Origin of the sequence: Streptomyces sp. Mut1, assembly GCF_030719295.1 — a bacterium.
Classification (GTDB): domain Bacteria; phylum Actinomycetota; class Actinomycetes; order Streptomycetales; family Streptomycetaceae; genus Streptomyces; species Streptomyces castrisilvae.
In genome coordinates this window covers 755,958-777,041 of sequence record NZ_CP120997.1, presented here as the reverse complement: position 1 = coordinate 777,041, position 21,084 = coordinate 755,958, and the positions used below count along the sequence as shown (strand labels likewise).

At 72.5% G+C, this 21,084-nt stretch carries 17 protein-coding genes and 1 pseudogene; 7 read left to right on the top strand and 11 right to left on the bottom strand.

From position 1 onward, the window contains the following. Positions 1-29: 29 nt before the first annotated feature. Together P8A18_RS03015 and P8A18_RS03010 are read right to left on the bottom strand one after the other, a co-directional pair. A complete protein-coding gene (locus P8A18_RS03015) occupies positions 30-1,715 on the bottom strand; it encodes a DUF885 domain-containing protein (RefSeq protein ID WP_306051526.1) in 1,686 nt (561 codons plus the stop codon). 38 nt (positions 1,716-1,753) lie between these two features. Continuing rightward, positions 1,754-2,284, bottom strand: a complete 531-nt coding sequence (locus tag P8A18_RS03010) for an Lrp/AsnC family transcriptional regulator (RefSeq protein ID WP_306051524.1) — start codon at positions 2,282-2,284, stop codon at positions 1,754-1,756. 59 nt (positions 2,285-2,343) lie between these two features. On the opposite strand from P8A18_RS03010, the gene P8A18_RS03005 reads away from it, so the two are divergent. Beyond that, on the top strand, positions 2,344-3,585 hold the full coding sequence (locus tag P8A18_RS03005) for a trans-sulfuration enzyme family protein (RefSeq protein ID WP_306051522.1): 1,242 nt from the start codon (positions 2,344-2,346) through the stop codon (positions 3,583-3,585). Here the strand turns inward: P8A18_RS03005 and P8A18_RS03000 are convergent. The 4 genes from P8A18_RS03000 to pdxR all read right to left on the bottom strand — a co-directional run bounded on the left by P8A18_RS03000 (position 3,521) and on the right by pdxR (position 10,770). After that, positions 3,521-4,942: a GNAT family N-acetyltransferase gene (locus tag P8A18_RS03000; RefSeq protein WP_306051520.1), complete on the bottom strand. Its 1,422-nt coding sequence runs from the start codon at positions 4,940-4,942 to the stop codon at positions 3,521-3,523. The two genes, P8A18_RS03005 and P8A18_RS03000, sit on opposite strands and share 65 nt — an antisense overlap. A 290-nt stretch (positions 4,943-5,232) precedes the next feature. Then, a complete protein-coding gene (locus tag P8A18_RS02995) occupies positions 5,233-7,893 on the bottom strand; it encodes a DUF7824 domain-containing protein (protein ID WP_306051518.1) in 2,661 nt (886 codons plus the stop codon). Beyond that, positions 7,890-9,263, bottom strand: a complete 1,374-nt coding sequence (locus P8A18_RS02990) for an SWIM zinc finger family protein (RefSeq protein ID WP_306051516.1) — start codon at positions 9,261-9,263, stop codon at positions 7,890-7,892. Before P8A18_RS02990 ends, P8A18_RS02995 begins: the two co-directional genes overlap by 4 nt. A 46-nt stretch (positions 9,264-9,309) precedes the next feature. Beyond that, complete coding sequence (gene pdxR, locus P8A18_RS02985; protein ID WP_306051514.1) at positions 9,310-10,770, bottom strand: MocR-like pyridoxine biosynthesis transcription factor PdxR; 1,461 nt, start codon at positions 10,768-10,770, stop codon at positions 9,310-9,312. Between the two features lie 47 nt (positions 10,771-10,817). On the opposite strand from pdxR, the pseudogene P8A18_RS02980 reads away from it, so the two are divergent. Next, a pseudogene (locus P8A18_RS02980) lies at positions 10,818-11,666 on the top strand (DMT family transporter); the annotation flags it as partial. 57 nt (positions 11,667-11,723) lie between these two features. Here the strand turns inward: P8A18_RS02980 and P8A18_RS02975 are convergent. After that, on the bottom strand, positions 11,724-12,554 hold the full coding sequence (locus P8A18_RS02975; protein WP_306051511.1) for an alpha/beta fold hydrolase: 831 nt from the start codon (positions 12,552-12,554) through the stop codon (positions 11,724-11,726). Positions 12,555-13,056: 502 nt separating this feature from the next. Here P8A18_RS02975 and P8A18_RS02970 point away from each other — a divergent pair. Continuing rightward, positions 13,057-13,824 carry a GntR family transcriptional regulator gene (locus P8A18_RS02970; protein WP_018555213.1) on the top strand — a complete coding sequence of 256 codons (768 nt, stop codon included), beginning with the start codon at positions 13,057-13,059 and terminating at the stop codon, positions 13,822-13,824. Between the two features lie 75 nt (positions 13,825-13,899). Here P8A18_RS02970 and P8A18_RS02965 read toward each other — a convergent pair whose 3' ends face one another. The 3 genes from P8A18_RS02965 to P8A18_RS02955 form a co-directional block, all read right to left on the bottom strand. Continuing rightward, positions 13,900-15,057, bottom strand: a complete 1,158-nt coding sequence (locus P8A18_RS02965) for an ROK family transcriptional regulator (RefSeq protein ID WP_306051509.1) — start codon at positions 15,055-15,057, stop codon at positions 13,900-13,902. 98 nt (positions 15,058-15,155) lie between these two features. Beyond that, on the bottom strand, positions 15,156-15,806 hold the full coding sequence (locus P8A18_RS02960; RefSeq protein ID WP_306051507.1) for a response regulator transcription factor: 651 nt from the start codon (positions 15,804-15,806) through the stop codon (positions 15,156-15,158). Positions 15,807-15,810: 4 nt separating this feature from the next. After that, positions 15,811-16,983, bottom strand: a complete 1,173-nt coding sequence (locus P8A18_RS02955) for a sensor histidine kinase (protein ID WP_306051505.1) — start codon at positions 16,981-16,983, stop codon at positions 15,811-15,813. A 108-nt stretch (positions 16,984-17,091) separates the two neighbouring features. Between P8A18_RS02955 and P8A18_RS02950 the strand changes: the two genes are divergently transcribed. From P8A18_RS02950 to P8A18_RS02935, 4 genes are all read left to right on the top strand, one after another. After that, complete coding sequence (locus P8A18_RS02950) at positions 17,092-18,045, top strand: ABC transporter ATP-binding protein (protein ID WP_306051503.1); 954 nt, start codon at positions 17,092-17,094, stop codon at positions 18,043-18,045. A 2-nt stretch (positions 18,046-18,047) separates the two neighbouring features. Next, entirely contained in the window at positions 18,048-18,785 is a 738-nt protein-coding gene (locus P8A18_RS02945; protein ID WP_306051501.1) for an ABC transporter permease, read from the top strand. Between the two features lie 398 nt (positions 18,786-19,183). Continuing rightward, positions 19,184-19,933 carry a methyltransferase domain-containing protein gene (locus tag P8A18_RS02940; protein ID WP_306051500.1) on the top strand — a complete coding sequence of 250 codons (750 nt, stop codon included), beginning with the start codon at positions 19,184-19,186 and terminating at the stop codon, positions 19,931-19,933. A gap of 111 nt (positions 19,934-20,044) precedes the next feature. After that, a complete protein-coding gene (locus tag P8A18_RS02935; RefSeq protein WP_306051498.1) occupies positions 20,045-20,485 on the top strand; it encodes a hypothetical protein in 441 nt (146 codons plus the stop codon). Between the two features lie 49 nt (positions 20,486-20,534). Here P8A18_RS02935 and mug read toward each other — a convergent pair whose 3' ends face one another. After that, positions 20,535-21,083 carry a G/U mismatch-specific DNA glycosylase gene (gene mug, locus P8A18_RS02930; RefSeq protein ID WP_306051496.1) on the bottom strand — a complete coding sequence of 183 codons (549 nt, stop codon included), beginning with the start codon at positions 21,081-21,083 and terminating at the stop codon, positions 20,535-20,537. Between the last annotated feature and the right edge of the window lies 1 nt (position 21,084).

Sequence of the window (21,084 nt, the reverse complement as noted above, 5' to 3'; positions counted from 1 at the left end):
ACACCGCCCGGGGACCGGCCGCCGGCGGATCAGAGCTTCGACAGCTCGTCCACCAGATCGTCCAGACCCAGCGGGCCCTGGGAGAGGGCCGCCATGTGCCACGCCTTGAGGTCGAAGGCGTCACCGTGCGCCGCGCGGGCGTTCTCCCGGCCCAGCAGCCAGGCGCGCTCGCCCAGCTTGTAGCCGATCGCCTGGCCCGGCATCGAGAGGTAGCGGGTCAGCTCGCTCTCCACGAAGTCGGCGGGCCGGCCGCTGTGGTTGCCGAAGAACTCCTGGGCCAGCTCCGGCGTCCACCGCTCACCGGGGTGGAACGGCGAATCGGCCGGGATCTCCAGACCCACGTGCATGCCGATGTCCACGATCACCCGGCAGGCGCGCATCATCTGCGCGTCCAGGTAACCGAGCCGGCGCTCCGCGTCGGGCAGGAAACCCAGCTCGTCCATCAGCCGCTCCGCGTACAGCGCCCAGCCCTCGGCGTTGGCGCTGACGATGCCGATGGACGCCTGGTAGCGCGAAAGGCTTTCCGCCACGTGCGCCCACTGGGCGAGCTGGAGGTGATGGCCGGGCACACCCTCGTGGTACCAGGTGGACACCAGGTCGTACACCGGGAACCGGGTCTCGCCCATGGTCGGCAGCCAGGTGCGGCCGGGCCGGGAGAAGTCCTCCGACGGGCCCGTGTAGTACGGGGCGGCGGCGCCGCCGGGCGGGGCGATCCGGGACTCCACCCGGCGGACCCGCTCGGCCAGTTCGAAGTGCGTCCCGTCCAGGGCGTCGATCGCCTCGTCCATCAGGCCCTGGAGCCACGCCTGCACCTCGTCCACACCCTCGATGTGCTTGCCGTGCACATCGAGGTGGGCCAGCGCCTCCCACGGCCCGGCGCCGGGCAGCACCTTCTCGGCCTCGGTCTTCATCTCCGCGAGCAGCCGGTGGTACTCCGACCAGCCGTACGCGTACGCCTCGTCCAGGTCCAGGTCGGTGCCGTTGAAGTAGCGCGACCAGCGGGCGTACCGCTCACGGCCCACCGTGTCCGGCTCGCCCTCGACCGCGGGGGCGTACACCTCGCGCATCCACTGCCGCAGCCCGTCCAGGGCCCCGGCCGCCTGGGCGGCGGCGTCGTCCAGCTCCGCGCGCAGGGCGTCCGGGCCCGCGGCGGCGAAGTCCTGGAAGAAGCCCTTCGAACCGTCCCCGACCCACTCGTCGAGCTGCCCGACGAAGGTGGCGGTGGCGCGCGGGCCGCCGTACAGCTTGCGTTCGAGACCGAGCGCGAGGGACTCCTGATAACCGGCCAGAGCGGCCGGGACCGCCCGCAGGCGCTCCACGACGGCCGCCCAGTCCTCGTCCGTCTCGGTCGGCGTCACCGTGAACACCTCACGGAGCGAGTGGGCGGGGGAATGCAGATTGGAAACGGCCCGCAGAGCCTCGTCGGCCTCGTGCACGGCGAGTTCGGCCGTCAGGCGCTCGCGCAGCAGACGGCCGCAGCGGCGCTCGGAGTCCTCCGCCGCGCCGGGCAGCTGCTCCGCGCGGTCGAGCCGGGCGAGGGTGTCCCGGGCCAGCGCGGCCAGCTGCTCCTGGCCGGCGGGGGAGAAGTCGGGAAGGCGGCGCGAGCTTGCCGCGACACCGAGGTAGGTGCCGGAAATCGGGTCGAGTTCGATGAATGCGTCGACGTAGGCGTCGGCGACCTGACGGGGCAGCGCGCTGCTGGAAGAGTCTGACATGTGGACATCCTCGTACGGCGAGGGGGCCCACGTCACCATCAATCGGCGGGACGGACCTGCCCCGCGGCCGGACCGGCTGCCTGCCCGGCCGCTTCCGGCAGGGGCGGGAGCAGCGGGCCGCAGTCCCACTGCTGGAATATCAGCCGCGTCTCCACCCGGGCGACCTCGCGGCGGGAGGTGAACTCGTCCAGCACCAGCCGCTGCAGATCCGCGGTGTCCGCCACCGCCACATGCACCAGATAGTCGTCCGGGCCCGTCAGATGGAACAGGGCACGCGACTCGGGCAGCGACCTGATCCGTTCGACGAACGGCCCGATGAGCTCGCGGCGGTGCGGACGCACCTGCACGGAGAGCAGCGCCTCAAGACCCCGGCCGAGCCGGGCCGGGTCCAGGCGCAGCTGGTGCCCGAGGATGACACCCGTGCGGCGCAGCCGGGTCACCCGGTCCAGACAGGTCGAGGGAGCGACGCCGACCTCGGCCGCCAGCTCCCGGTACGTGGTCCGGGCGTCGTTCTGCAACAGCCGCAGAATATGCAGGTCCACCGTGTCGAGGACGACGGATTCGGTCATTCGCCGAACGTAGCACGGGCATGGGGCCACTGGTCCCGGCGAGCGTTCAGAGTACGGCCATGGACACCGAATCCGCGCTGCCGTCCGCGACGACAACCCCGTCCCGGGCGCTCGCCACCGAAGCCGTGCACGCCGGGCGCGACGACCTCGCGGCCCTCGGCCTGCACGCCGCGCCGATCGACTTGTCGACCACCTACCCCTCCTACGACTCCAGGGCGGAGGCGGAGAGGATCGACACCTTCGCCACCACCGGGGCCCGCCTCGACGGACCGCCCGTCTACGCACGGCTCGACAACCCGACGACCGCACGCTTCGAGACGGCCCTGGCCCGCCTCGAAGGGACCGCGAGCGCGGTGTCCTTCGCCAGCGGAATGGCCGCGCTGACCGCCGTGCTGCTGGCCCGCGCGAGCGCGGGGCTGCGCCATGTGGTGGCGGTACGCCCTCTGTACGGGTGCAGCGACCACCTCCTGGGCGCGGGGCTCCTCGGCACCGAGGTGACGTGGACGGACCCGGCGGGCATCGCCGACGCCATCCGGCCCGACACGGGCCTGGTGATCGTGGAGACGCCCGCCAACCCGACCCTCGCCGAGGTGGACATCCGGGCCGTCGCGCACTCCTGCGGCTCCGTGCCGCTGCTGGTCGACAACACCTTCGCCACTCCGGTCCTCCAGCGGCCCGTCGAGCACGGGGCCCGGATCGTGCTGCACAGCGCGACCAAGTACCTGGGCGGTCACGGCGATGTGATGGGCGGGGTCGTCGCCTGTGACGAGGAGTTCGCCGCTGTGCTGCGCCGGGTCCGCTTCGCCACCGGCGGCGTCCTGCACCCCATGGCCGGCTACCTGCTGCTGCGCGGCCTCGCCACCCTGCCGGTGCGCGTCCGGGCGGCCTCCGCGAGCGCCGCCGAACTCGCCCGCAGGCTCTGCGCCGACCCGCGGATCGCCCGCGTCCACTACCCCGAACTGGGCGGTGCCATGGTCTCGTTCGAGGTCTACGGGGACCCGCACCAGGTGATCGCGGGGGTACGGCTGATCACACCCGCCGTCAGCCTCGGCAGTGTCGACACCCTCATCCAGCACCCGGCCTCCATCAGCCACCGCATCGTGGACGAGGGAGACCGGCAGGCTTCCGGCGTCGGCGACCGGCTGCTGCGCATGTCGGTCGGCCTTGAGGACGTCGAGGACCTGTGGGCCGACCTGTGCCAGGCCCTGAGCGGCGAGGAGCCCGGGGCGAGGAGCGTCAGCGCTCGGCCTGCTCGTACGGCGGCAGGGAGCGCGCCGGGGGCGCGTCAAGGCGTGCGGTGATGACGAGGGTGCCTTCCTCGATCTGGTAGTCGAGCGGCAGCGAGAGCGCGCGCATGGCGGCGACCATGCCGGTGTTCGACGCCTGGGTGACGGCGTAGACGTTGTCGCAGCCTGCCTCGACGGCGAGCGCCACGAGCCGGGCGAGCAGTTCGGATCCGATGCCGCGGCGCTGCCAGTCGTCCTCGACGAGCAGGGCGACCTCGGTCTCGTCGCCGTCCCAGAGCAGGTGTCCGAGGGCGACCAGCCTTCCGGAGGCCGTCTGCACGGCCAGGGTGCGGCCGAAGCGCGGGCTCAGCAGGTGGTCGAGGTAGCGGTCGGCGTCGCGGACCGGGCCGTGGTAGCGCAGCCGCAGGGTCTGCTCGGAGCAGCGCCCGTGCATGGCCACGGCCGCTTCGAGGTCGGCACGGTCCGCCCGGCGCACGGTGATCTCGTTGCCCTCGGGCAGGGTGAGCACCTGCTCGCCGCGCGGGACCCGGGGGCCGAGCCGGGCATCGAGCTCCACCAGAGCCCGCGCCCGCGCGAACTCCGTGGGCGTGAACGGGAGGTAGGGCCGCTCGACGGTGATGACCCCGCCGGACGGGTCGCGCAGCCGCATCGACGTGTTCTCCAGGACGCCTTCCACGGGTGCGGTCTCGCCCGTGGCGCGTCCGGTGACGGACACGGCGGGCAGCGAGTGGATCGTGCACCGGCCGAGCAGCTGACGCAGCGCGAGGGGCAGTTCGGCGGCGTCCAGGGCGGTACGGGTGGCGAGGCCGAGCACCCGCGTGGGGGCGTCGACCAGGTCGTGGGCGTCGGCCCGCTCGGTCCAGGTGGAGCGGCCCCCGGCGGCGGAGATCGCCCGGCTCAGCTGCTGGGCGGGCAGCGAGGCGGGCGCCCGCAGCAGGAACTCGTCGACGGTGCCCTGCGCCAGCGGGTGCGTCTGGAGGGTCAGGATGTCGATCCCGTGCCGGGCCAGCACGGTGCACAGCGCGGCCAGGCTGCCCGGCGCGTCCCGCACGGTGGTCCGCATCCGCCACAGCACGGTGTCCCCGGGGGCGGTGCCGATGCCGGTGCCGACCGCGCCGGGGGCTGTGGCCGGGGTTGTGGCCGGGGTCAGGTCCGGGTTCGGGTCCGGGTTCGGGACGTCGGCCGGGGGCGCGTGGCTGTGACGCCGTGCCCACCAGGTGTGGAACGCGGCGGTCGCGGTCAGCGCCACGGCGGAGGCGATGAGCAGATACGGTCCGTCCGGCTGGTGCCCGATCAGGTTGGCGATCGCGTCGGCGACGGCCACCGCCGTGAAGAGCGCGGCGAGTTCGATCAGGTCCCGCCGCCAGTGGTGCGGGCGGCGGGCACTCTTCGCGGATGTCACATCAGTCATGGCATCCACTGTGACCGCACCGTGTTGCCTGATCACGAACGCTCTGTGACCGATGGGTTAAGTGCCCATTCAGCGGCCTATCGTCGGTTTGGGGCGAGTTGGCCGGGTGATTCGACGGAGCGGAGAGACGGGGGTGTGCGGGGTGCGGGTGCGGGCGCGGCTGCGGCTGCGGTGCCGGCCCGGGGCGGCACCCGGTGGTGTGGCCCCGGGGAACGGTGCCGCCCCGGCGGTTGCGGGCGTCGGCCGGTTGCCGCCCCCGGCCGGTTGGCCGGCCCGTCCGTCCGACGCCGTCAGGCCGCCTCCGGCGTGCAGGCTGCCTCCAGGCGTATCGCCTGGCGCACCACCTGCGTCGTCCCGCCCCGTGCGGCGACTGCGGCGAGACCCGGGACCGGGCCGCTCGCCGGCGGGCCACAGCGTTCCGCGCACTCGGCGGCCACGGCGAGCAGATCGCTCAGGCCCCGGGGCGCCCGCTCGCGGGCCAGCAACGCGGGCAGCACCGCCACCAGCACCGACAGCACGGTCCGGTACGCGCCCGTATCGGCTGCCGTACGCGCCGCGTCCGCCAGCCGCCCCGCCTTCACCGCCTCGTCTTCGAGGAGCGCGGTCAGCTCGCTGCCCAGCAGCTCCGCGTCGAGCCGGCCCCGGGCGGCGAGAACCAGCAGGGCGTCCACCGCGGCGAGCCGGTCCTCCGCGTACCGCGCGCCCAGCCCGTATCCGAGGGCGAGATGCGTCGCCCCGGCCGCGGGTCCACCGGCCTCGGCGAGCGCGGGCAGCAGCCGGCCCCCGCCCCGCTGCTCCTCCACGCACGTCGTGACCGAGGGCAGCAGCCAGGCCGCGAGCGTCTCACCGTCCTCGGGCAGGGTGGCGATCCAGCGCGGCGACCAGACGTCCCAGTGGTAGCAGCGCTGATTGCGGGGCGAGTGCGGGCGCCCGAGCCAGTGGAAGGCGCGGGGGAACCTCTGCTGGACGACCCGGTTCTCCCTCGTGGCCAGCAGCCGGCGTCGTACCTCGGTCACCGTCTGCCGCAGCCAGTCCCGGGCGACGGGCACATCCGTCGCCACCGGGCGGGGGACCACGGCCGCCACGGGCTCGTCCTCCCGCAGCCAGGCCGCCAGGCGGTCGCCCTCGGCGGTGCCGAGCGCGGCAGCCTGGGCGGCGGCCTCCTCCTCGCCGGTGCGCCTCACGCGCAGCAGGGCCTGAGCGAAGTCGACCGGCGCCGCCGTGACCCCCAGCGCCTGGTAACGGCGCAGCCGTTCGACCAGCTCCGGCGCGTCGATGGTGCCTGTGTCCCAGGTGGGCGTGGCCAGCAGATGAGGCAGCCGGCCGGTCCGTATCTCGGCGGCGGCCTCCCACAGACGTGCGTACAGGATTCCGTCGAGCGCCGCGTGACAGCAGCTGCCCGCCGCCGACCGGCCGGCCTGTCCGTCGCGCACGGCCCGCTGGGAGATCCGCCCGAGCAGGGACGCCGTGACGATGTGCAGATCGTCGTGGTCGCGGGACATACGCCGGTCGACCTCGTCCCGGGGGAGGGACGCCCACCACTGTCCGCCGAGCGCGCCCTCCAGGGCCTCGGCCAGCTCCTTCCGCCCGGTGTGGGCGCACCGGATCAAGCCGTCCAGTGCCCGTTCGAACGCGGTGACGTCGTCCGGGGCCGACCGGAGCAGGGCCACCACCTCCTCGGTCAGCTCGGCGAGGGAGACCGGGGCGGGTCCGAGCCGGCGGGGAACCGGGGGCGGGGGCAGGATCTCTTCGTAGGCGCCGCCCGCCGATTCGACCGAGGGCAGCTCCCCGAACACGGCGAGGGCGGATCGCCGCTGCATCGGGCCCAGTCGCGAAGCCATCAGGGCGGCTTCCTCCCGCACGGCCGGGGAGGCGGCGGGAAGAGCGCGGGCGACCAGCTTGAGCGCCCGCTCCTGCGTATCGGTGTCGGGGTGCGCGAAGACTTCGGCGATCACCGGCAGCAGCTCGTCGGCCGTCGAAGGGTCCCGGCGCAGGACCTTCCCCAGGTGCACCAGCTGGGCGCGCACGAGCTTCTTCTCGGTGCGGAACAGCACCGCGCCGGAGACCTCGGCCAGCTGCCGGAGGGAGAGCGCACCCTGCGTGTCGAGCCGGGCCAGTACCTCCTGAGCGTGTCCGGCCACCGTCGACGGGGCGTCGGCCGCCATCGCCATCCAGTCGGCGGCCCGCTCCGCCTCCTCCTGAGCCGTGGGTTCGAGACCACGGAGCACCAGCAGGCAGAAGCGCAGATCGATGGGTTTCCCGCCGCGCAGCAGACGCGTGACGCAACTGTCGAGCAGGGTGCCTCGGTCGAGCACACCCCGCGCCGCGAGAGCGGTCAGCGCGGCCGGCCAGTACCCGGCGGGGGAGCGGCTGTCGACCCAGGCCACCGCCGACGGAAGCTCCGGCATGGTCAGCAGATGCGGGACCAGCACGTCGAGATGGGTGTCCGCCCGCAGGGCGTCGACGAGCGGCACCCGCGGCTCCGACCGCCACGTCGTACCGTTGACCCGCTCGGCCCAGGCACGGACCATGCCGTCGGACGCGGGCAGTGGGCAGTCCGCTCTGCGGGACAGCTCCACGACGAGCCGGTATTCGGCATCGGACTCCACGGCGCGCGCGGCCAGCCGCCGGGCGAGGTCGGCGAGCCAGGCCGGATCGCGGTCGCCGAGCACCTCCAGCACCCATGGGTACGGCGAATGCGTCCAGTCACGCATGTCCCTGGCACCGAGCCAGGCCGCGCAGCCCGCCGCCCCGTTGTGGCAGGCCGCGCCGGCCACCAGCACGGCCTTGCGGACTCTGGTGCGCTCGCCCCAGGACCAGCCCCGTGCCTCTTTGCGCAGCACCTTCAACTCGTCGAGCGCCGCTCTGCGTTCCCCCCGGTCCAACCGGGCCAGCAGCGGGCGGATGTCGTCCAGGCGCCCTTCTCGTACCGCGTCCATCAGCGTGTTCATCGCGCACCTCCGGCGACCGTCGCGCCACGGCGCACCATCCGGACGGCCAGCGCGTGCTTGCACGGGCCGCGGCGGCCCCGGTAGTCCGCCCACCACTGGCAGGTGCAGCTCAGCGCGCCCGACCGCTCCCGCACCTGGTAGCGCTGGTCGCCCGAGCGCACCGCCGCGACCTCGCCGTCCAGGACGACCGCGCCCTCCCGGGCCAGCTGCCGCGCGGCCACCAGCCGCGGGTTGTGCCGCTCGGCGCGGTCCGCGTCGTAGGGCAGCTCGCGGTGGAAGTACGCCGCGTCCGCGAGGTCGTACCCCACCCGCCCGGCCGTGCCCAGCCGGACGAGCGCGGCCCGTACCCGCTCCACCGGCAGGCCCGCCTGCTCCGCCAGCCGGTCCGGTTCGATCCGGGGCTCCCAGGCCAGCAGGACGGAGACCAGCTCGGCATCGGCGGAGGCGTCGTCCGTGGCGAGCGCCTCCAGCACCCCGCCCTCACCGGAGAAGCCGCGCGAGGCATCGGGCGACAGCGTCAGGGTCAGCCGCATTCCGGGCAGCACCACCTCCCAGGCGCTCGCGGTGGCGGCGCCGTCGGCCACCGGCCCGTACACGCGCAGCGCCGACGCGTACCGAAGGACCCGCTGCAATGTCACCAGCCGTTGGGGCCCGGGGAGGCAGACGGCGCCGGCCGCCGGCCGGGTCGTGGGGCGCAGGGTCTGTCCGACCGGCACCACCCACTGCGCGCCCCGCGAGGCAGGTCCGGACGACCTGGGCAGCGACCGCAGGAACCGTACGGCCTCCGCGGCGGGGAGCTCCGCCCGCAGATCGAAGGCGGCGGAGGCCACCTGGGCCTCGGCGAAGCCACGCAGCCATCGGTTCGGCAGCGGGACCTTCTTCTCCACGACTGGACCGTCCATCGTGGTGACCGCCATCTCCTGCGGGCCCACCCGCAGATGCAGCGGGTCGTCACCCGCTATCCGCGAAAGGGCCTCCCGCAGCGGATTGTTCACATCCACATTGGTCGTGCCGTGACCCGTTCCGACCCCTTCCAAACCTTCACTCAGCACGTCGAGCCGTGCGTACACCCCGCAGCATCCGGAGAACGACTCGAAGCGCAGCCGGTCGCCGTTGCCCGTCACCACCGGGTCCAGCGAGGACAGCAGGGTCCGCTGGTAATAGCGCGCGGCGGCGACGTCCGCCACGCAGAGGAGCCCGCGGGCCGCGATCTGAGGCGAGGCGAGGAAGCCCTCGAAGAACCGGGGATGGGGTTCGAAGCCACGCGGCGTGGAGCCGCCCGCGGTCTCCAGGCCGAGCAACTGACCGGCCTGTGAGGAAGCCAGGGCGGACGGACGTGAGTAGGCCAGGGCCTGCACGGTTCGGGTCATGGGAAAACGGTAGGACCCCCCACTGACAATCGGCCTCCGCCGCAGGTCAACAGGGGTTCTGCCGGGGGCAGGCGGCCAGTGTGCGCACCCCGCGGAGGATGTCCGCCGGAGCCAGGTGGGCGTAGCCGAGTACCAGGCGTACGCAGCCGTCCGCAGGCCGCCGCGTCCCGTAGTCGCGCAACAGGCGTACGGCGATCCCGGCATCGGCCGCGCGGGCGGCGAACTCCTCCTCCGGTCCCCACCGTTCGGGCAGCCGGGCGATGATGTGCAGGCCCGCCGCGATGCCGCTCACCTCGGTGCCGGGAAAGTGCTCGGCCAGCGCCCGCGTCAGTACGTCCCGCCGCTCGCGGTAGGCGCGCTGGCAGCGCCTCAGCTGGCGGTCGTAGCCCCCGCTCGTCACGAAACCGGCGAGAACCGCCTGGTCGAGAGCCGGGTTGCCGAGGTCCATCGTCCGCTTCCGGTCGACGAGTTCGCCGGTCATGTCGGCGGGCGCGATCAGCCAGCCCAGCCGCAGCCCGGGTGCCAGCGACTTGCTCACCGAGCCCGTGTAGGCGACGCGCTCGGGGTCGAGCCCCTGAAGGGCGCCGACGGGAGCGCGGTCGTAGCGGAAGTCACCGTCGTAGTCGTCCTCCACCACCAGCCCGTCCGCCTCGCGCGCCCACTCCAGGAGCCGGCTGCGCCGAGCGGCGGAGTAGGCCACTCCGGTCGGGAACTGATGGGCCGGGGTCGTGACCACGGCGCGCACACCGGAGCGCACCAGCGGCTCCACGGCCAGGCCCTCGTCGTCGAGCGGCACCGGGGCGGTCGCCATACCGGCGGACGCGAAGAGCGCCGCGTGCTCCGGGCTCCCCGGGTCCTCCACGCCCACCGTGCGCATGCCGCGCCCGTGCAGGACGAACCCGAGCAGCGTCGTCGCCTGAGCCACCCCGGAACAGATCAGGAGCCGTTCGGGATCGGCGACGACCCCACGCCGCCGGGTCAGCAGGGCCGCGAGGGCGTTGCGCAGCTCCGGCAGACCGCGCGGGTCCGGATAGCCGAGAGCGCGGTGCGGCAGCCGGCCGAGCACCGAGCGGTGGGCTGCCGCCCAGGCACTGCGCGGGAAGAGGGAGAGATCCGGTGTGCCCGGCCGGAAGTCGACGCGGACGCCGAGGGCGCGCGGGGCGAGGTCCCGCGCGCCGCCCGCCGCCGCCCGCGCGGACCCGCTCACCCAGGTCCCGGCCCCACGCCCGCTGCGCAGATAGCTTTCGGCGGTCAGCTGTTCGTACGCCTCGGTCACCAGGCCGCGCGAGACACGCAGATCGGCGGCCAGCTCACGGCTGGACGGCAGCCGGGTCCCCGGTGCCAGACGGCCGGAACGGACCGCCTCGCGCAGGGCCGACTGGAGCGCCCGGCCACGGCCCCGGGCCGGAGCGGATGCCACCGGCAACAGCAACTCCCAGGCCGTGGAAACCGGTTCCCGGCCTTGGCCGTCGGCCTCTGAGCGCGTATTGGTCCCCGAAGACGTCATGAAAGTGGACCTTAAACCGGGCCGCCCGGCTCCCTAGCGTCGGTGCCATGAACGTGACCTATGTGCGCGGGGCTCTCTCGGCCGCCGTCGCCTGCCTCCTCGTCGGCGCCTCCTTCACCGCCAACAGCGTCCTTGGCGACTACCCGTACGCGGGAGGCCAGGCGCTGCGCTACGGCCTCGCGGCGCTGCTTCTCCTGCCCCTGCTCCGCCGTGAGGGGGAGCCGAGGCCCGCCGCCACGCTGCGCGCGCTCTCGGGGCGCCAGTGGAGGCGGCTCGCGCTGCTCGCGGCGGTCGGCATGGTCGGCTTCAACCTCGCCGTGCTGGCCGCCGAACGCTCTGCCGAACCAGCGGTTCCGGGTGTCTTCGTCGGCTGCGCGCCGATTCTCGTGGCGGTGCTCGTGCCGCTGCTCGACGGCCGCCGTCCCACTCGTGCCGTGCTGTACGCGGCTGCCCTGGTCGCAGCGGGTGCCTTTACGGTCCAGGGCTGGGGGCGTACGGACCTGGCGGGCATCCTGTGCTCCGTGGGCGCGCTCGCCGGTGAGGTGGGCTTCGCCGTACTCGCGGTGCCGGTGCTGCGCCCGCTGGGCCCGAAGCTGTTGTCCGCGACGGTCTGCGTGATCGCCGCGGCCGAGTCGGCGGTCCTGGGGCTGGTGCTGGACGGCGGCGGCTTCCTGCGGGTGCCGACCGGAGCCGAGGCGGCGGCGCTGATCTGGCAGGCGGCCGTGGTGACCGTCATCGGTTTCGTCTGCTGGTACATGGGGATGCAGCGCATCGGCGCCGAGCGCGCCACGCTCTTCTCCGGCCTGATCCCGGTCTCCGCCGCACTCACCGCCCCGCTGGTGGGAACCGGTTCCTACGGTGTCGCCCAGGCAGCCGGCTCCTGCCTGGTCGGGCTCGGTGTGGCGATCGGGTCGGGCGTGCTGGGGCGGCGCGGCGGGGAACGGGAGGCGGCTTCAGCGGCTGGTGTCGAGGATCACCCGGGCCACGAGCGCGGGGTCGTCGTTCATCGGGACGTGGCCGCAGCCGGGCAGCCGGACGAGCCGTGCGCCGGGAATGCTGTGCTTCGCCCTGATTCCCTGGCGTCGCAGGAGGAGCCGGTCGCGGCCGCCCCAGGCGATGGTGACCGGTAGTCCGGGCAGGTCGGCGGTGAACCGCACGCCGCGGCCGACGGCCAGGGTCTGGTGGAAGCCGGTCGCCTCGCGCAGCGCCAGGGTCTCGGAGACCGCCGCCTCTGGCGAACGGCGACCGGGCCGGGCGTAGATGGTGCTGGTCAGCGCCGTGCGACCGGCCGCCGTGCGGGAGAGCCGCTCGATCAGGGGCAGCGGCATCGACTGTGCGGCCAGCCGCATGGCGCGCAGGGTCCCGAACGCGTAGACGCGCTCGCGCTCGCTCCAGAACCCCGCGGGCGAGAGCGCGGTCACCGAACGGGCGAGATCGCGACGCCCCATCTCCAGCGCCAGCAGCCCGCCGAGGGAGTTGCCCGCCACATGGGGGCGGTCCACATCGAGCGTCGCGCAGAAGGCTCCGAGCAGCGGCGCCACGGTCGCGAGATCGTACGGAACGCCGTCGGGCAGCGCCGGGGAGGCCCCGAAACCGGGCAGGTCGACGGCTATCACCTCCCGCTCCACGGCCAGGATCGACGCCACCGGGTCCCAGGCCTGACGGTGGTGACCGATGCCGTGCAGGAGCAGCAACGGCTCCCCGGAGCCGGTCCGTTCGTACGCCACGGACACGGTCCGGGGCCCTTGGGGCGACTCGATGCTGAACGAGACCGTGCTGGTCATGGCAGTGCCCCCGGGGGTTGCGGTCGCGACACGGGGAGCCGTGCCCGCGAGCGGCTTAGACGTGGCGTCAACAACAATTACCGCCAGGTAGCTTCCAGTTCAAGAGGTCGCACGCCGCGAGCACGCCCCTGTGGGCCCCCGTCCGCCGGGGCCGCGCATCTCGGCGCTCCGGGGCCTCTCCCGCTCCCACTGTCGGCCGCCGCTCCGCGACGCGGACCGCCCCCTGACCTCTTTCAGCCGATTCGGTCGATTCCAGCCATTCGAATCAGAACTGTTCAGTAACCCCACGCACCCGCCCCGACGTGGGGCTTTGTGCTACGCGCGGTTCTCCGGTCCGCGAACGTCCTGTGAACGCTCTGCGGCAGACCCCCTATTCACAGCGTCACAGACGCAGGATTGGTCTTGACCAAGGGGGTGTGCCGTCCTAAGGTTCCAACGTTAAGACAGGAACCTTTAATAAATAACGTCGCGGAAAAGCCGCTGGGCGATTGCGGAGGACAGGGTGGGGACCACGCAGCTGGAAACGGTGCAGGAGCCGAAGTACTGGCACCTCAAGACCGTGCTCAGTGAGGCACTCGACTCGGACTTTGCGGTGGGGGAGATCCTCCCCAACGAGCGCGAGCTCGCCGCCCGGTTCGGTGTCGCCAGGGCAACGCTCCGGCAGGCTCTGGAGCAACTCGAACTCGAAGGCAGGCTGCACCGCCGCCGCGGCGTCGGCACCACGGTCGCCCCGCCGCGCGTGGGCGTCGCGGTGTCGACGGGCCGGCACGACTGGACCGGCGGCGAGGCCGACGAGGCCTGGCAGTCGGTGGACTGCGAGAGCGCTCCCGCCCCGGCCGCGATCGCCGCGACGCTGAACGTGGGTGGCGAGGAGCCCCTGCACATCGTCCGCCGCATCCGGCTGAGCCACGGCCAGGTGGTCGCGGCGGAGCTGCTGTACGTGCCGTCGTCCTCCGTGCCGGAGCTGTCCGGCATAGACGCCCCGTCCGGCGCGGCCAGGGCCCGCAATGTCGTACGCGAACTGCACCGGCTCGGCCTCGACGGCCAGGACCGCTCCGTCGAGCTGGGTTCCGCCCGCGCCGACGACGCCAAGGAGCTCGACCGGCTTCCCGGCGCCCCCGTCCTCGTGGTCACCACCCGCTACCTCGCCGCGGGCGGCACCGCCGCCGTATCGGTCGCCACATACCGGGCGGACACCTGCCGGCTCACCTTCGGCGACTCCGGCGACCTGGAGATCAGCCACTCCGCCGAGGAGCGCGTGGCCTCCTGACGCCCACCGTCACCGGACCAGCCGTCCGGCGCCGGACCGCATATCCCACAGCACGCACCACCCGGCCCGTCGCACTCAGCGGCGGGCCGTGACCGTTCCCTCCACGGCGAAGAGCTCCTCCTCGACGTGGTCGAGCGCGAGCCGCAGCGCACCGGTCGCCACCGCGGCCTCGCCGAGGAGCGAGAGGGCCACCCGAGGGGGCCGCAGACAGTAGCGGGCCAGCTCACCGCGGAGCGGGTCCAGGACCCCGTCCAGGCCGGCGGCCCAGCCCCCGATCACCACCAGCTCGGGATCGAGCGCCAGCACCAGCGCCGCCACGTCGTGGACCAGCCGCTGAATGAACCGCTCCACCGCGGCCTGAGCCTGCTCGTCACCGTGCCGCGCCTTCGCGAACACCGCCGCGACGGCGTGCTCGTCCAGCGGGTCCAGCGGGGTGTCCGTCGTCGACAGCAGGTGCTCCGGCGTGACGTCCCGGCCCAGCAGGTGCAGCGCACCGATCTCCCCGGCCGCGCCCCCGAACCCGCGGTGCAGCCGCCCCCCGATCAGGGAACCCGCTCCCGGGCTCAGCCCCGCCAGCACGAACACGATGTCGTCGGACTCCGTGGCCGCACCCTTCCAGTGCTCGGCGACGGCAGCCGCGTTGGCGTCGTTCTCCACGAGAACGGGGCAGCGGAAGGAACGCCTCAGCCGCTCGCCCAGGGCCAGGCCCGTCCAGTCCGGCAGCGCGGTACCCAGCCGGACGGTGCCGTCGGCCTCCACGATGCCCGGACTGCCCACCCCCACCGCCCGCAGGCTGCTGCGGGCCACGCCGGTGCGCCGCAGGACGTCTGCGACCACCGCCCGTACCCGGTCGAGGCGGTCGTCGGCACTCGCCGTCTCCGACACCTCCCGGGAACCGGCGCCGATGATGCGGCCGTCCAGCCCCGACAGGAGGGCCGACACACGATGCGGGCCGATCTCGATGCCCAGCAGGTACCCCGCCTCGGCCCGGAACCGGAACCGCCGCGCCGGACGTCCCTGGCGGCGCGCCTCGGGCCCGTCGGGAGCGCACTCGACCACCAGCCCCGCTTCGAAGAGCCCCTCCACGACGCCCTCGACCGTCGGACGGGACAGCCCCGTGATGCGGGTCAGGTCCGTCAGGGTCGAGGAGGACGCACCCCTGAGGGCATGCAGTACCACCGCGGAATTGATCCGACGCAACAGCGACGGGTCCCCACCGGTCAGCCGGCCCACGGTGTGTCCTCCCAGCTCGTGCGCATGTCAGGCGGATCGTACTCGCTGCTCAGGGGTAGGGCGACCGTGGGCGGCGATGCCGTTCCCGAAGGCCGGGATCAACCGGGAGAGACGAACCCGGACTCATAGGCGGCGATCACCGCCTGGGTGCGGTCACGCGCGCCCAACTTCGCGAGCACGGCGCTGACATGAGACTTCACCGTCTCCACCCCCACCACGAGTTTGTCGGCGATTTCGGCATTGGTCAGGCCCCGGGCCATCAGCCGCAGCACCGTGGCCTCACGCTCGGTGAGCGAGGCCCGCCTCAGCAGCTCGCGCGCCTTGTTCGTGCCGTATTCGGCGGCGAGCCGCCGGACCGCCGCCGGAAACAGCAGAGACTCCCCCTCCGCCACCAGCCGTACGGCGTGGACGATCTCGGCCGGCCGGGCCCGCTTGAGGAGGAACCCGTCCGCCCCCGCGCGCAGCGCCTCGTAGACGTACTCGTCGTTCTCGAATGTCGTCACCACCAGGATCTTCGGAGGCTCGGGCACGGTGCGCAGCACCACCCTGGTGGCCTCTATGCCGTCCATGAGCGGCATGCGGACATCCATCGCCACCACATCGGGTCGCAGCTGCCTCACCAGGGGGATGACCGCGGCGCCGTCACCCGCCTCACCCACCACCTCGATATCGGGCTGGGCCTCCAGGACTGCCCGCAGCCCCGTGCGGACCAGGGGCTCGTCGTCGACCAGAAGAACGGTTACCGGCATCACGTCAGCCTATTCCGTACAGCGGAAGGCTCGCCTGCACCCTCCATTCCCCGTCGGACGGACCTGTCCTGGCCTTTCCGCCCAGGAGAGCCGCTCGCTCCCGGATGCCCCGCAGCCCGCTCCCGCTGCCCGGAGCACCGGCCGCGCCCGTGAGCGGATTGCTCACCTCCAGCTCCAGCCGGCCGCCCGCGACCCGGATGCGGACGCGGACCGGGACGGCCCCCGAGTGCCGCAGGACGTTGGTGAGGGACTCCTGAAGGATGCGATACCCCTCCCGGGACACCGGCCCCGGCACCTGCTCCAGTGCCCCGGTCACCTTCGCGTCGACCTTCGCCCCCGACCCCCGCGCCGAGTCCAGCAGACGGTCGGCCTCGATCAGCGAGGGCCGCTGCCCCGGCGGCGCATCAGCCTCGCGCAGTACCCTCAGCACCCTCTCCAGGTCCTCCAGGGCGTTCCGTCCCGTCTCCTCGATCGCCGCCAGGGCCCGGTCCGTGAAGTCCGGGTCGTGCGTCGCCCGCGCCGCGCCCGCCTGCACCACGGCGACGGTCAGGGCGTGTCCGATCGAGTCGTGCAGCTCGCGTGCGATCCGATTGCGCTCCAGGAGCTGTTCGGTGCGCTCCTCCAGCGCGGTCAGCCGCTGTACCGGCGTCGGTCCCAGCAACCACCGCGCCGCCGCGGTGATCATCTCGCCACAGCTCACCACCACGGCGAACAGCATCACGACGGGCACGGGCGACAGGATGGCAGCCCACCAATGCGTCCCCAGCCCGGTGGCGAACCCCTGCTCGGTAGGCGCCGAACCGAACGAGGACCGGACGAGGTCGACGGCCGTCGTCGACAACAACACGGTGGCCAGCCCGGCGAGCCCCGCACCGAGCAGCCGTACTTCGAGCCAGAGCGCGGTTCTCCAGCGCTCCGACCATGAATCCGACGGCGCCACCGAGATGGTGGCGGCCGGGTCACCGCGCTCCGCGGGGGTGAGCAGCAGCTGAGCCTGGAGACCCTCCGCGAGGCGCATGCCCGGTATCAGGCCGACCATCGCCGCCAGAACCAGCGGCACCCAAGGCGTGTCCATCGAGATGAACAGCCACACGCTCACGACGGCACCGGGCATGAGCAGGTGCAGCCAGCGGGTGTAGGTGACCGAGGCGGTCAGCGGGCGAAGGAACTGGTACATGCCGCCCATCGTGCCAGTGGGGCCGGCAGGGCAACTCCCCCGAGCGAGGGAGATGATCCACACGCGTGGGGGAGGAGCCGGGCCGGCCACGGCGGCGAAGCTGAGGACATGACCAGCATCGATGTCCACGAGCTCACCAAGGACTACGGCGCGACCCGCGCTGTGGACCGCCTTGCCTTCCAGGTACGGCCCGGCCGTGTGACCGGCTTCCTCGGCCCCAACGGCGCCGGGAAATCCACCACCATGCGGCTGGTGCTCGGCCTGGACCGCCCCACGAGCGGAACGGCGACGATCGGCGGACAGCCGTACGCGGCTCTGACCGACCCGCTGCGACGCGTCGGAGCCCTGCTCGATCCGCAAGCCGCCCACGGCGCGCGGACTGCGCGCAACCACCTGCTGGCCCTTGCCGCGAGCAACGGCCTGGGCGCGACCAGGGTCGAGGAGGTGTTGGAGGAGACGGGTCTCGGCAAGGTGGGCGGTCGCCGGATCAAGACGTTCTCCCTCGGGATGCGCCAGCGCCTGGGCATAGCGACCGCTCTGCTCGGGGACCCGGAAGTCATCATGCTGGACGAACCGTCGAATGGGCTGGATCCCGAAGGCATCGTGTGGATCCGCGAGCTGCTGAAGCGACTCGCCCGTGAGGGCCGCACGGTGCTGGTCTCCAGCCATCTGATGAACGAGACATCCTCGTTCGCCGACCATCTGATCGTTCTGGGCAGGGGCCGGCTGCTCGCCGATCTCCCGATGCGGGAGTTCCTGGACTCCCGTGGCAGGACCCGGGTGCGGATCCGCACGACCGAATCCGCTCGGCTCGGTGCGCTGCTGCGCCGCGAGGGATACCGAGCCGCGCAGAGCGAGGACGCCCGTTGGACTGTCGACGAGGTGACGGCCGAGGAAATAGGAGCGATGGCCGCGAGGGAAGGCATCCCGGTCGTGGAGCTCACAGATGAGCGGCCCACGCTGGAGCAGGCCTATCTGGCCCTCACCGCCGACACCACGGAATTCGCGTCCGCCGCCCGGACCCCAGCGCTGTCTTCGTCAACCAACGGTCAGGAGGCCTGACCATGTCGGCCACCGCTGTTCTGCGCTCGGAATGGATCAAGATCAGGTCGGTGCGGTCCGTATTCGGATCGCTGGCGGCTGTCCTGCTCGTGACGATTGCGGTCACGATTCTCACCGCTGCCACCGTCGGCCGGGCAGAGGCGGACGGTGCCGATGCCGAGCTCCTCTTCGGTGCCTTCTACGCCCTGAACTTCGGCCAGATCGCCGCCATCAGCTTCGGTGCGACGGCGATCTCGACCGAATACGCGAACGGCGCGTTGCGCATGTCGCTAGCGGCGGTCCCGCGCCGCACCCTCTTCTACGTGGCCAAGGTGTCCCTGGTCGGCGCGGCCGCGCTGGCCGTCGGGCTCGTCACCAGCTTCGGCGCGTTTGCCGCGGGCCAACTGTTCATGGGGGAGTACGCGATCGGGCTGAGCGAACCGGGGGCACTGCGGGCAGCGTTCGGGGGCGGCATCTACCTGGCGCTCATGGCCCTGTTCGCGGCCGGACTGACGTTCCTGCTGCGGAGTGCGGTCGCGGTTCTCAGCACGCTCATACCCTTCATCCTCATCGTCTCGTTCGTGGTCGGCGATGTCGTCGGCGGCGCCGCGGACTACCTGCCGGACCGAGCCGGTCAGCTGGTGCTGCACCAGCACCCCGAGGGCAGCATCGGCCCCTGGACGGGCCTGGCCGTCACCGCGGCCTGGGCCGCCGTCGCCCTGCTCGCCGGCTGGTGGGCGGTGAGGCGCCGGGACGCCTAGGCACGGTCCGGCGGATACCTTCGGATCCGCTGACCGCTGACTGATGGGTGCCGTTGACCGAAGCCCAACGGCCACGGACGGAGACGGAGCCGTTGCTGCCCGACCGGACCGGACCGGACCGATCCGACGCCGCCCCAGGCCCATTGATCCCGCCCCTCAACCGTCAGCGCGGCGGCGGTAGGTGCTGAGCGAGGCGCCGGCCCCAGCCGTCGCCTCGCTCATGAATCGCTCCACCACCTCGTCGACATAGGGCGGCACCCAGCCGCCTTGATCGAACCCACTGGCCCGGCCCTCGCCTGTCCGGCACCGATCACCGGAGGCAACGGGCGGGCCGAAACCCAGTCGCCCGCCCGGCCGATGGAGTGGCAGCCTTCGGGGCCATGGACAAGGAGATGGACATGGACGCAGACGTGTGGAACGAGCAGGTGGCGCGAGGCTACGACGAGTCGTCCGCGCACATGTACGCGCCCGAAGTCCTGGGCCCCGCGGTTTCCTTCCTTGAGCACCGAGCGGGTGGGAACCCAGCTCTGGAGTTCGCGGTCGGAACAGGACGGGTCGCTCTTCCTCTGAGCGCGTGCGGCGTTCGGGTCGCGGGGATCGAGAAGTCGGAACCCATGGCTCGGGAACTGGGCGACAAGCCTGGCGGTGACGACGTGGCCGTGACGATCGGAGACATGACGACCGCAAGGGCGCCCGGCCTCTTCGGCCTTGTCTACGTGGTCTACAACTCGATCACCTGCCTGCTCACACAGGAGGAACAGGTCGCGTGCTTCCGCAACGCGGCCAGGCACCTCGACCCCGGGGGCCGCTTCGTGATCGAGGTGTTCGTACCCGAACTGCAGCGCCTGCCGCCGGGTGAGACCGCGAGGCCCTTTCACATCGGCGACCAGCACGTAGGTTTCGACACATACGACTTGGTGAACCAGTGGCAGGTCTCGCACCACTACACGATCGCCGACGGGCGGGGCTCCACCTTCTCGTCGCCCCATCGATATGTCTGGCCCTCTGAACTCGACTTGATGGGGCAGCTCGCCGGCCTGGAGCTGTCCGAGCGGTGGGCCGACTGGAAGGAGGCACCTTTCACCGCGTCCAGCAGGTCGCACGTCTCTGTGTGGCAGAAGCCGCTCCACGGCCCGTTCGCTCGCTGACGGGGCATTGACGCCCCTCGCCTCCTTCGCGCCGGGGAACGAGGTGGCTGAAATCATCTCAAAGTTCGGAGCGACGCTCCGATTGTCAGTGGGGAGGGGTTTACTGACGGCATGACCACCGCACATCACCTCCGCCTCATCGACGGGATGCGCACCCGAGAGTTTCCGGCGGAACGTGTCCGATCGGGTTCGGGAGTCAGCGGGCCCGGCTACCACACGGCGTTCCTGCACATGGACGACGACGCCTGGGAAGACGACGAAGCCGGCCGGCTGGAGCGCCGGGCTCAGTGCCTCGCGGACCACGAGGCGCTGGTCACGCTGCTCGGGAGCCGCTGGGGTGCGCCGCAGATGATCAGCCTGTGGAGTGCCCAGGAGCGGATGATGTCCGGTGAGGAGATACCCGCCCCGTGGGCCGACACCGTGGCGGGATGCGAGTATCTGCGGATGTGGCGCACGGAGGAGGAACGCTGGGTCGCGCTGGCGCTCTACTTGGAGGACGAGGGTTCCGGATGCGAGCTGAGCGTGCTCGTGACGGAGATCGATCCGCCCTGACCCGCAGAAACCGAGCGCGCGTGCCGACTACGGGATCCAGCCACCCGGACTACGCGGTGCCGTCCTCGTCCACGGCCGTCCGCAGGCGTTTGTACTCCTCGGCCATGGTCTGAGCGGTCCAGTGGGCGTTGAGGCCGCTGGGGTTGGGCAGCGCCCAGACGCGGGCCCCGCCTGTCGTCCGCTCCTGAGGGCCGATGCGGGCACGGCGGTCGCCGAACGCCGTGCGGTAGGCGGTGATGCCGACCACGGCCAGCCACCGTGGCCGCAGCCGCTCGACCTTGGAGGTCAGGATCTGTCCTCCGGCCCGGAATTCCTCGGCGGACAGTTCGTCGGCTCGGGCCGTGGCCCTGGCGACGACGTTGGTGATGCCCAGCCCGTACTGAAGCAGCTCGGCCTGGTCGGCGGGGCGCAACTGCCGTGGTGTGAAACCCGACAGGTGGAGCACGGGCCAGAAGCGGTTGCCGGGGAAAGCGAAGTGGTGGCCCGTGGCACCCGTCGTCAGGCTCGGGTTGATCCCGCAGAACAGCACGCGCAGGCCGCCCGCGACCACGTCGGGAACAACACGGTCACGGGCAGCTTGGAGGTCCTCGGGCGTCATC

Excerpts from the sequence above, each read along its gene's own strand:
- P8A18_RS03015 (WP_306051526.1), bottom strand. The coding sequence starts at position 1,715 with ATGTCAGACTCTTCCAGCAGCGCGCTGCCCCGTCAGGTCGCCGACGCC.
- P8A18_RS03010 (WP_306051524.1), bottom strand. The coding sequence starts at position 2,284 with ATGACCGAATCCGTCGTCCTCGACACGGTGGACCTGCATATTCTGCGG.
- P8A18_RS03005 (WP_306051522.1), top strand. The coding sequence starts at position 2,344 with ATGGACACCGAATCCGCGCTGCCGTCCGCGACGACAACCCCGTCCCGG.
- P8A18_RS03000 (WP_306051520.1), bottom strand. The coding sequence starts at position 4,942 with ATGACTGATGTGACATCCGCGAAGAGTGCCCGCCGCCCGCACCACTGG.
- P8A18_RS02995 (WP_306051518.1), bottom strand. The coding sequence starts at position 7,893 with ATGAACACGCTGATGGACGCGGTACGAGAAGGGCGCCTGGACGACATC.
- P8A18_RS02990 (WP_306051516.1), bottom strand. The coding sequence starts at position 9,263 with ATGACCCGAACCGTGCAGGCCCTGGCCTACTCACGTCCGTCCGCCCTG.
- pdxR (WP_306051514.1), bottom strand. The coding sequence starts at position 10,770 with ATGACGTCTTCGGGGACCAATACGCGCTCAGAGGCCGACGGCCAAGGC.
- P8A18_RS02975 (WP_306051511.1), bottom strand. The coding sequence starts at position 12,554 with ATGACCAGCACGGTCTCGTTCAGCATCGAGTCGCCCCAAGGGCCCCGG.
- P8A18_RS02960 (WP_306051507.1), bottom strand. The coding sequence starts at position 15,806 with ATGCCGGTAACCGTTCTTCTGGTCGACGACGAGCCCCTGGTCCGCACG.
- P8A18_RS02955 (WP_306051505.1), bottom strand. The coding sequence starts at position 16,983 with ATGTACCAGTTCCTTCGCCCGCTGACCGCCTCGGTCACCTACACCCGC.
- P8A18_RS02950 (WP_306051503.1), top strand. The coding sequence starts at position 17,092 with ATGACCAGCATCGATGTCCACGAGCTCACCAAGGACTACGGCGCGACC.
- P8A18_RS02945 (WP_306051501.1), top strand. The coding sequence starts at position 18,048 with ATGTCGGCCACCGCTGTTCTGCGCTCGGAATGGATCAAGATCAGGTCG.
- P8A18_RS02940 (WP_306051500.1), top strand. The coding sequence starts at position 19,184 with ATGGACGCAGACGTGTGGAACGAGCAGGTGGCGCGAGGCTACGACGAG.
- P8A18_RS02935 (WP_306051498.1), top strand. The coding sequence starts at position 20,045 with ATGACCACCGCACATCACCTCCGCCTCATCGACGGGATGCGCACCCGA.
- mug (WP_306051496.1), bottom strand. The coding sequence starts at position 21,083 with ATGACGCCCGAGGACCTCCAAGCTGCCCGTGACCGTGTTGTTCCCGAC.